This is a genomic window from Salinivirga sp. (assembly GCF_035268865.1).
Lineage (GTDB): Bacteria > Bacteroidota > Bacteroidia > Bacteroidales > Salinivirgaceae > Salinivirga.
The window spans coordinates 45,198-55,919 of the sequence record NZ_DATFKB010000248.1; the positions used below are offsets into that span (position 1 = coordinate 45,198).

The 10,722-nt window shown below is 39.2% G+C and carries 5 protein-coding genes; 1 reads left to right on the forward strand and 4 read right to left on the reverse strand.

Annotation, left to right across the window (positions count from 1 at the left end; genetic code table 11):
• Positions 1-66: 66 nt before the first annotated feature.
• Genes VJ937_RS15210 through VJ937_RS15220 form a run of 3 tightly spaced genes read right to left on the reverse strand, consistent with a single transcriptional unit; the run spans position 67 to position 3,557 of the window.
• Positions 67-1,098 carry a hypothetical protein gene (locus VJ937_RS15210; protein WP_324068479.1) on the reverse strand — a complete coding sequence of 344 codons (1,032 nt, stop codon included), beginning with the start codon at positions 1,096-1,098 and terminating at the stop codon, positions 67-69.
• 48 nt (positions 1,099-1,146) lie between these two features.
• Complete coding sequence (locus VJ937_RS15215; RefSeq protein WP_324068480.1) at positions 1,147-2,475, reverse strand: deoxyguanosinetriphosphate triphosphohydrolase; 1,329 nt, start codon at positions 2,473-2,475, stop codon at positions 1,147-1,149.
• A 56-nt stretch (positions 2,476-2,531) separates the two neighbouring features.
• Positions 2,532-3,557 (reverse strand): tetratricopeptide repeat protein, encoded by a 1,026-nt coding sequence (locus VJ937_RS15220; RefSeq protein ID WP_324068481.1) that lies wholly within the window; start codon positions 3,555-3,557, stop codon positions 2,532-2,534.
• 184 nt (positions 3,558-3,741) lie between these two features.
• On the opposite strand from VJ937_RS15220, the gene VJ937_RS15225 reads away from it, so the two are divergent.
• Positions 3,742-8,871, forward strand: coding sequence for a C25 family cysteine peptidase (locus VJ937_RS15225; RefSeq protein WP_324068482.1), 5,130 nt, complete (start codon positions 3,742-3,744; stop codon positions 8,869-8,871).
• Positions 8,872-8,962: 91 nt separating this feature from the next.
• On the opposite strand, the gene VJ937_RS15230 is transcribed toward VJ937_RS15225, so the two are convergent.
• The coding region (locus VJ937_RS15230) for a sensor histidine kinase (RefSeq protein ID WP_324068483.1) at positions 8,963-10,722 on the reverse strand (1,760 nt) is incomplete at its 5' end.

Below are 10,722 nucleotides of genomic sequence, written 5' to 3' on the forward strand. Positions count from 1 at the left end.
AAAAAATAGCCCTGAAACAGATGTTTAGAGATAAAAAACTGCTTCAGGGCCAAAAATCATATTTTTCTAAACATCTTTAAAATCAGGCGTATTTTTCATTTCATTATACTTTTTTATACGCTTCTGATCAATTTGATCACCATTCCTGAAAAATGGCTTTGCATCAAACCTTTTGTCAATGGACTGTATTCGGTCCAGATAGCCTTGCGCTTTGCGGTAATCTCTAAGCAAAAAACTTGTGTTGGCCAAATTTAACAGCGCATAGCATGTGATTTCTTTATTTACGCGCGATTTGCGCTTATTAAGATTAGATTCTTTCAGGGCTTTGGCCCATATCTGTCGTGCTGGTGTAATAGCCTTTTTATAGGCTGGCAGGTCTTTCTCTTTTATAAAAGTTTGCGTGGCTTTAAATGCTATTTCCCGGGCACTGTTAAAGTCTGAATAATCGAAACGTTTAAATTTATCAACTGTATAAAATTTAATTGTTCTGTTGGCATTATAAAGCATAAACTCGTCATTAATCCGGTCGTTTATGGTTTCGTTTAAAACTTGCTGCACAACTTCTTCAACTTTTTTATCAAGTGCCCAACTTTCCATTTTTGATTTAGCCTCTAACTCGGTTCCGCCGGTTTCCTGCGCCATTACATTCTTTACAATTTTACCTGAATAGTATTTATGCTGCTCATATTTACCATTGTCATCATTGGCTTTTTTGCCTGACAGCACATAATCTACCTTATACTGAATATTTGATTTGGCCACAAAAGTTGTATACCCACGGGTAATTTTAGTGGTTTTTATTGGTGAGGTTTTCACTTTGTTCAAAATAATTTCAATTTCAATACAATCTTTCGGGTTATTGGCCCCTGCCTTTTTCTCCAAACCATTTAAATCGAGATTTAAATTGTAGTTTTTTGCATCTAACGAGGGGTGTCCCGGCGCCACCGTTACATCAACTGAATAACATTTAAATCGGGGTGGGATTGGTTTTGCGGGGTAATGTTTAATTTGATAGTCCAGGTCTTTTGAACTAATACGTTGCCCCATCATCATTGAGGTTAAAAATGCGAAAATCAATAATAAGCTTACTCGTTTCATAATTGTTGTTTTTGTTTTTATAATAAATTAAGAAAAATGTGATCGAAACTAAACAGGCCACTGCTCAAAATCAATACCTCTAATATCGCGAAACAATTGCACTGCGTAAATATCAGTCATTCCACTAATAAAGTCCAGCACATAACGCAGGCGGTTATACAAATCTCCTTCACGCACCTCAAATTGCGCCGGAATCAACGATAATAATTGCTGGCTGTATGATGCTTCAGGGTTCATTGCGGCACCCACAAACTCTTCAAGCAATGTTCCCAGCACATGATAGCCAGCGAGTTGTATTTTAACTACAGAACGATGATTATAGATTTTCTCGACGCTCACTTTTTTACAGCGTTTCATATTTTCCCTCAGATAATCGGGCAGATGTTTGTACAAGGGATCCTGAAAGGTGCCGTTCATAATCGCATCGTAATTTTCCACAAACACATTGGCACTGGCGTTGACGAGTTTATTAATTATTGAAGCCCGCAGAAAGGAAATCAGTTCATTCTTATCCGTAACCTCTTTTTGTACCTCTTCAAACTTTTGTTTCAATGATTCATCAGCCTCATAAAAAGGAGCCAGATATCGTATAATTTCCTCATAGCTGAGAATTTTTAATCTGTGCGCATCTTCCATATCCATCAGCAAATAAGAGATGTCATCTGCTGCCTCTACCAGAAACACCAGGGGATGCCGATTAAAAGATCCGTCAGCCTGAAGATTTAAACCTGTTTGCCGGGCTACTTCCTGAAAGTTTTTTTGCTCTGTACTAAAAAAACCATATTTGTTTCCTTGCGAATGGGTTGACGCGTACGGATACTTGATCACAGAAGCCAATGTGGCATAAGTGGTTACAAAACCACCTTTCCTCCTGCCTTTAAATTGATGGGTAAGCAAACGCAAAACATTGGCATTGCCTTCAAAATATGTAAGATCTTTCCATTGTTGCTCATCAAACTCCTGCTTTAAAGCCTGACCTTTTCCATCGCGAAAAAAACGCGATAAAGCATCTTCACCGGAATGACCAAATGGAGGGTTGCCCATATCGTGACATAAACATGCCGTAGATACAATAGTAGGAAGCTCTTCAAGCAGGTGCGAAGAGGGACCATCATCAATACTCATTAAATAATTCGCAACCTTTCTACCTAAAGACCTTCCTACACTGGCAACTTCTAAACTATGGGTAAGCCGGTTATGTACATATACAGATCCCGGCAAGGGAAAAACCTGTGTTTTATTTTGCAACCTCCTGAATGCCGGAGCAAAAATTATACGATCATAGTCACGCTGGAACTGAGATCTTATCTCAACAGGATCTAACTGACGTGTATCCTGCCCGAAACGATTCGCATTTAATAATTTACTCCAATTCATTCAGTTTCATTTATTGTTAAATTACACCATCTCCTACAACCATTCTAGATGTATGACTATAGTTTTTTATAGTCTGGCTTAGAAGTGGTGGCAAGATAATTATTTTTAATTTCAGCATTTTTTTCAGCCAATTCTTTTAGCAAACGAATTCCTTTAAAAGATTTATCAATTGCAGTTAATTTTTCGGCAAATTCAATTGCTTTCTCATATTCCTGCATCATAAAATGGACTCTTGCCAAGTTCAAATAGGCTATTAAAGTTACTTTTTCATTTACCCGTGTTTTACGCTTTTCCAAATTAGATTCTGTTAACGCTTTTTTCCACAGAGCAATAGCAGGCTTAACCTCTTTCTTAAATGCATCTAATGCGGTTTTATCCTCGACCAATAATTTAGAGGCATTGAGAACAATTTCCTGGGCCTCATCAAAATCGCTGTAATCGAACCTTTTAAATTTCTTAATTTTAAAAAATCTCAACATTTTCATCTCCTCTGTAAAAGTCAACTTCTTTGTTAATTGCTTGGAGAGATATTCATTGTAAAGGTCTTTTTTGAATGACCGCTTTTTTCTTGTTTTAATTTTCCTTAATTGCTTTTGAGCAGTTTGTTTATTCGGATATTTTTTAGATTTTATCCTAACAGTCTTAGTGATTGTACCACTTTGATATTTTTTATATTTATCTTCAACATCACCTGTTGGATTCTCAACAAAACCGTAAATTTTGTAATTAACTTTCTTATAAAAATCCTCCTGGGCATAATAGTACGTTTTTCGCCCACCATTTACCTTTTTAGATACACTTTTGGTTTCGTATTTCTTGGTAGTAAACGGCATTACTGATAATTCAATTTTAAAGAAATCTTTTTCAGGGAGTTCGTTCTCAACCTGCTTCAAACCTTTAATCTCAACATTAGAGGGCACCGGAACATGGTTTACAAAATAAATTTGGTAAGTATCATACCTTTCTGGGATGGGCTCTGTTGGGTATTGTTTGTAGGAATATGTTACTCTTTCACCATCCAAACGCTGGCCAAAACCTTGAAAAGTAACAAAAATCAAGGCTAATAAAAATAATTGTTTCATAACTTTTGTTTTTTGAGTTCAGCAGCAAAATTAACAGAAATATGCCAAAAGCAAAAAACACATATAACCATATGTTGGAAAATTTCATAAGTCAACAAAAATCCTAATAGAAGGAAAATCCAATAAACTTTTCTATCTTTATCAGCGAATAAAGCTATGAGAATCCAAATAAAAACATTTCACTATGAGAAATTTCTTCCTAAAGACCACCTTAATGGTGTCTTTCCTAACTTTGTGTGCCCTTTTTCTTCAGGGCCAAAAATTTGAGTATGCAGATGGTTGGGGCAAACAGGGCCTGACTATCGAACAACAAAAATCAGATGGAATAACTTTTAACTATTCCATAAAAGAGTTTGTGCTTACAGATCAACAAATTAAGGGTGAAGTACTAAAAGTGGTGCAGTTACCCGGCAACATGCTTCCGAATGATGCCGGAATGCCCAACTTACCGGGCGAGAGTAAAATGGTAGCCATTCCCCTTGGTGCAAAACCAAAACTCAAAGTTACAGACTTTAAAGTTGAAACCATTGAGAATGTAGCCATTGCACCTGCTCCAGTCATTCCACTGGACACAGATGAAAAGCCAATGGTTTATGAAAAAGATGAAAAAGTTTATTCTGCAGACCGTTTTTACCCTGCAGATCCTTTTAAAATCTCTGAATCCATAAAAATAAGAGGCGTAAATGCTGTAACGCTTGGAATCACACCTTTTCAATATAACCCGGTTACAAAGGTTTTAAAAATTTACCGTGACATAAAACTGGAAATAGCATTTGAAGGTGGAAATGGGAAACTAAGTGATGCCAAATACAGAAGCCGTTATTGGGAATCAATCCTTCAGCAAAACATCATCAATTATAACGCTTTACCGAAAATCGATTTTGCTCAACAAAACACACCCAGCAAAGATGGCGAAGCAGATTATGTGATTCTGACCATTGACAATCCGGACTTTATAGCAAAAGCCAATGAAATTGCTGAATTCAGAAGAAAACAGGGAATTTCGAGTATGGTCATCACTACAACAGACGTGGGCGGCAATACAGTCACAGCTATTGAAGACTGGGTAGACAATGCGTACAACACCTGGACAAACCCACCTGAAGCCTTCCTGCTTCTTGGCGATTATAGTACAGGCTCCAATGGCATTATTTCTCATTTATATGAACACCCTGCTTCTGGGTGGGGTTACCCGGATTTTGCCTCTGACAACCGCTATGCCGATGTGGACGGCGATGAACTCCCGGACATTGTATTCGCAAGAATTACAGCAGAAAACACTGATCAGCTCAACACCATGGTATCAAAATTCATGGATTATGAGCAAAACCCACCGACAGATGCTGGTTTTTACGACAATCCTATTACGGCCTTAGGCTGGCAAACAGAACGTTGGTTTCAAATCTGTTCAGAAGTAGTAGGCGGATTTTGGAATAACGAACTTGGTAAAAACACAGTCAGAATTAATGCTGTGTACGAAGGCAGCCCTGCATCTGACCCATGGTCAACTGCTACAAATACGGAAACTGTAATGAACTATTTCGGACCAAACGGACTGAATTATTTGCCTGAAACCCCCGGGGAACTTGGTGGGTGGACAGGCGGAACAGCAGGAGACGTGGCCAATGCCATAAATAATGGAGCATTTATGCTACAACACCGCGACCATGGTGCATATTATGGTTGGGGCGAACCTGCATTTCAGACCGACAACATCAGTTCATTAACAAATGTGGACAACAAACTCCCTTTTATCTTCTCCATTAATTGCCAAACAGGAGCTTTTCATAACCCTGACACCGACCCAACTTTTACTGAAGCCTTTCACCGTTACACATACAACGGACAAAATAGTGGTGCACTGGGATTAATTGCTGCAACAGAGGTGTCTTATTCATTTGTAAATGACGTATACGTTTGGGGTCTTTATGATAACATGTGGCCTAATTTTATGCCCGATGAAACAGCTGAATTCCCTGCCGGTTTTGTATATCCGGCCTTTGGAAATACTGCGGGTAAATATTTCCTTGAACAATCATCGTGGCCATACAACACAGACAACAAGCAGGTAACGCACAGGCTATTTCATCATCACGGCGATGCTTATCTGAACGTATACACTGAAGTACCCCAGGAACTGACTGTAAACACACCTGATTCACATGTATTTGGAAGCAGCACAATTGATATATCTGCAGATGAAGGTGCTACAATAGCAGTAACCTACTTCAATGAAAACACACAACAAACGGATATTCTGGGTACTGCAATAAGCACAGGAGGGACAACCACAATAAATCTCTCAGAGATACCCAATCCGGGAACTGAGATGCTCATAACCATCACAAAACAAAATTATTTCCGTCACACATCAACTGTTACTGTAATTGCCCCATCCGGGCCATACGACGTGGTTGATAGTTTCACTATAAACGATGGTGAAAACAACGCTGCAGATTTTGGCGAAACATTTAACCTGGATATCAGCATCAAAAACGTTGGGGTCGACCTTTCTGAAAACGTAGAAGTTACACTTACCACTGAAGATACCAATGTAATTTCACTTACCAATGCCAGCAATGTGAGCTATGGCGATATTCAGCCAGATTCTATTGAAACAAGCAACGGTAGTTTTACTGTAGAGCTGGCCAACAACATACCTGATGAAACCACCATAAGCTTTGATGCAGTAATTACCGATGCAGCAACTAAAAGCACTTATGAGGGTAGTCTTTCATTTAAGGTTAATGCTCCTGTAATAACCATCGGTACTATGATTATAGATGATGCTGCAGGGAACGGCGATGCAATTCTCGATCCGGGCGAAACCGCTGATATCGTAATTCCGGTTACCAACATAGGTCACGCAGATGTAACAAACGTAATTGGAAACATTGCTTCATCAAGCACAAACATTACCATAAATTCAGCCACAACAAGTCCGGTTGAACTCACTACAGAAGGAACTGAAAACCTGATTTTTAATGTAACAGCTGATGCGGCCACACCTGATGGTACTCCTGTAAATATCGATTTTAATGTTGATGCAGGCGCTGAGGGACAATACGCTGCAACAGAAACAAAATCGCTGGTTATCGGGTTCGTTCCCGAATATTGCGATGCTGGTTCTGACAACCAAAACGATGAACATATTTCAAGAGTACAATTTGTAGACATTGACAATACATCTGGCGCTTCAAGTTATACCGATTACACTGATATGTCGACAGATGTTTTTGTAAACGAATCGTACCCCATTACTATTACAAACGGAGAACATTGGAGCGGCGACGAAATGGGTTGCTGGGTCGACTGGAATTACGATGGCGACTTCGATGATGCCAATGAAAACATATCTATCAACTACTCAGAGCCAGATGGCACGGGCACCATCACCATACCCGCCGATGTACATATTGGTATGCTAACTATGCGTGTAAGAGTTAAATACTCTTCGGGCGATCTTACGCCCTGTGGCAATACCAGTTATGGAGAGGTAGAGGATTACACCATCAATGTAATTTCTCCGAATATTTATGCCGGCGAAGCAAGTGCTAATCCATTAGAAATATGTAGTTCAGGAACCACCACACTTAATATTACCGACTGGATTGGCGATAGTCTCCAGTGGCAGCAATCGGAAAATGGCACCACCTGGACAGACATTACCGATGCCACAACAGAAAGCTACACAACTACAACGTTTACTGAGAACCGATATTTCAGAGCTGAAATATATGCTGAAGGAGAAAACCCGGTAACTACCGATGTGCTCTTTGTAGAGGTATTCGAAACTCCGGTTGCAGGCACAGCTACCTCCAACACTAATGAAATATGTGGCGGCGAATCTGTAGAGCTTAGTCTCGAAGGTAGTACCGGCAGTATCCAGTGGCAAAGTTCAACAGACGAGGCAAACTGGACCAACATAAATGGAGCAGTTACAACACCATACACAACCACTGCGCTCACAGGTGATATTTATTTCAGAGCACAGGTGAGCAATGGAGTTTGCACTGCTGTTAATTCCAACAGCTCCTTTGTTACTGTTAATGAATCGCCCGATGGTGGAACAGTTACAGCTGAAAATACAGCTATTTGTGAAGGCGAATCAACCATCATTAGTTTAGCGGGCCATGTCGGCACAATACAATGGCAGAAGTCGACAGACCAGGAATCCTGGACAGACATCACAGATGCCACAAGTGAGACATATACAACCGAAGCACTGACAATGGACACTTATTACCAGGCAGTATTGTCAACGGCCAGTTGTGGCAGCGCCACCTCAAACAATGTTATGATTGACACTTACGCACCATTGACAGCTGGTTCAGTGGAGAGCAACACAAGTGAAATATGCGCCGGCGAAACAGTTGATTTAAACCTAAGCGGTTATAGTGGTAACATACAGTGGCAAAAATCTGATGATGGCAGCAGCTGGCTAAATATCTATGGAGCTACAGCCGAAACTTATACCTCTAATGCATTATCGAGCGACAGATATTTCAGAGCAAGAGTGTCAAATGCGGGATGTGGTGAAGTCTATTCCAACGAATTGTTAATTACTGTTAATCCGCTTGCCGAAACTGGCGCAATAACCTCAGATGAAACTTCTGTTTGTGAAGGCAGTACCATTACGTTAAACACATCAGATTACCTGGGTACAATGCAATGGCAAGTATCTGACGATAACACAGAATGGACCAACCTGGATGGTGCAACAGCTGATAATTACACATCAGAAGTGCTCACAACATCATGCTTTTTCCGCTTGATGGCGACCAATGGTTGTGGCGATGTATATTCGGAACCACTGGAGATAAGTGTATTTGCCAACCCAATATCTGCTTTCACATACGAGACCGATAGTCTGGACATTATATTAACCAATGAATCTGAAAATGCAGATGGTTACACCTGGGACTTTGGTGACGGCGCAGGCACATCAACAGCAACCAACCCTGTATACACTTATGCTGCTGCAGGCAACTACACGGTAGCCCTTTCAGCGTCTAACGGAATATGTCCGGACAGTCAATGGAGCGAAGAAGTTAACATTTCAGGCACCGGAATTGATGATTTGGCAAAGCTGGGCATTGAGATATTCCCCAACCCAACCAATGGAATATTTAACGTAACAGTTGAGGCTAAAGCAACCATCACCATTATGAACAATACCGGTAAAATTGTACATCAGGAATTAATTAATAATACAACCACAGAGGTTGACATCAAGTCGCTTCCGGATGGTTATTACATCATAAGATTCCTTACCGGAGATCAAATGGCTTACAAGAAAATTATTAAACAATAAAAAAGCCTATAAATCAAAATGGCTGCCTCAAACGGGGCAGCCATTTTTAGTAAACTTGGTCTGAATGATACTTTTACGGGTTAATAATCACCTACTTCGGATGATAAAAATAAAACGTAGTTCCCTCTCCAACTGTCGATTCTAAACTCAAGCGCCCTCCCAGCAATTCGGCAAATCCTTTACAGATAGAAAGGCCTAAACCTGTTCCACTTTTCTTTTGATTAGTTTCCAGTTGCATGAAGCGCTCAAATATTTTGTCGTATTCATTTTTGGGAATACCGAAACCAGTATCCTTGACAAAAAACATAATCTCATTTTCAAAAACCTCATAACCGAATTCTACAGTACCTTCAGCTGTAAACTTCAGTGCATTATTTATCAGGTTTGTGAGAATTTGCTGTATTTTGGTTCGGTCAGAATACAAAATAAAATGCTCATCAGAAGTATGGGTAATAATACCAACCTTTGGGTTTGAATGAATACGTTGATGTACAGATTGCAAATCGGTTATCATCTCATTCAAATCAATTTCTTCTTTATATATTTTGGCCTGGCCTGCCTCAAGTTTTGATATATCTACAATATCTGAAATAATATGTAAAAGCTGCGTAGACTGATGATTAACAATGTTGACATATTTTGCTTGCTTCTCTTTGCTTAGTGAAGGTTTTTTTAGCATTTGAGCAAAATTCACGATTCCGTTCATTGGTGTGCGTATCTCATGACTCATATTTGCCAAAAAAGCTGATTTAAGCCGATCACTCTCTTCGGCCTGGTTCTTAGCATTGATAAGTTGCTGCTTATACCGCATTTCTTTCAATCGTGCATTTAATAAGGGTGCTACATAATTGCAAATAGAAACCAATATATTTAAATCATTTTCACTATACTCATCTGTATTTCTGGCAACTGCTACTTGCCCTATAACTGATCCATGATCATTGCTAATGGGCGAAACAATTACATTCTCAAATTTAATGTGGGTGGATGGAAAAACAAGATTTCCATTTTTCATGGCAGCCTTATTTTGTTTTAAGGATTCTCCCCATACACCCTTCCAATTTTCTTTTTTGAATACCATTAAATCGCTTTTGATCTTGTCGCCGGTCCAAACAGAATCCGTTATGGCAGGACATGCCAGATCACCATTTTTATCAATATAGCCGAAGAAGCCATATTTACTTGCAAGCTGGTTCATTACAATTGATAAAACCTGCTGATAAAAGCGATTGTCATTAAAGCGTAAAAAGGCATTTGAAATACTGGTTCGTAATTCTAATTGCGCATTGGTTTGACGGAGTTCTTTTTGTGCTTTCTTAACCTGTGTCATTTCACGAACAATAGCCAGCGTCTTGTCTTTTAAAAGAGGAACCATCCGGGTTTCATAAATATGGGTTTCACCATTAAAAATTAATGAATACTCATATTCCTGAACACCGTTTTTCAGGGTTTCTTCTATTTTTTGCATTGTTAGTTGGGCCAAAGAACCTGGTAAAATTTTAAAAATAGATTTATTCAGGAAATTTTTGGGTTCTGAATATAAATTGTCTTCTGCTGCATTATAGTCAAGAATTATCCCGTTTTTATTGAACACAAACATCAAATCTGGAATAGCATCTAATAAACTTTTAACTTTGCGTTCATTTTGAATAGCATCGTCCTTTGCCTTTAGAAGCTGTTCCTGGGTTTGTTCATACTGCGTAAAATCTTCCACAATAACCTGTGCAATAGTAGGATTAGAACCAGAAAAGAACACCGGAGTGATAGTATATTTTAATGAGAGGCTAATTCCCCAGGTTGATTGGTATTTTTTTACATTGGCAATTGTTTTTCCGGTTTTTATGCCTTCGT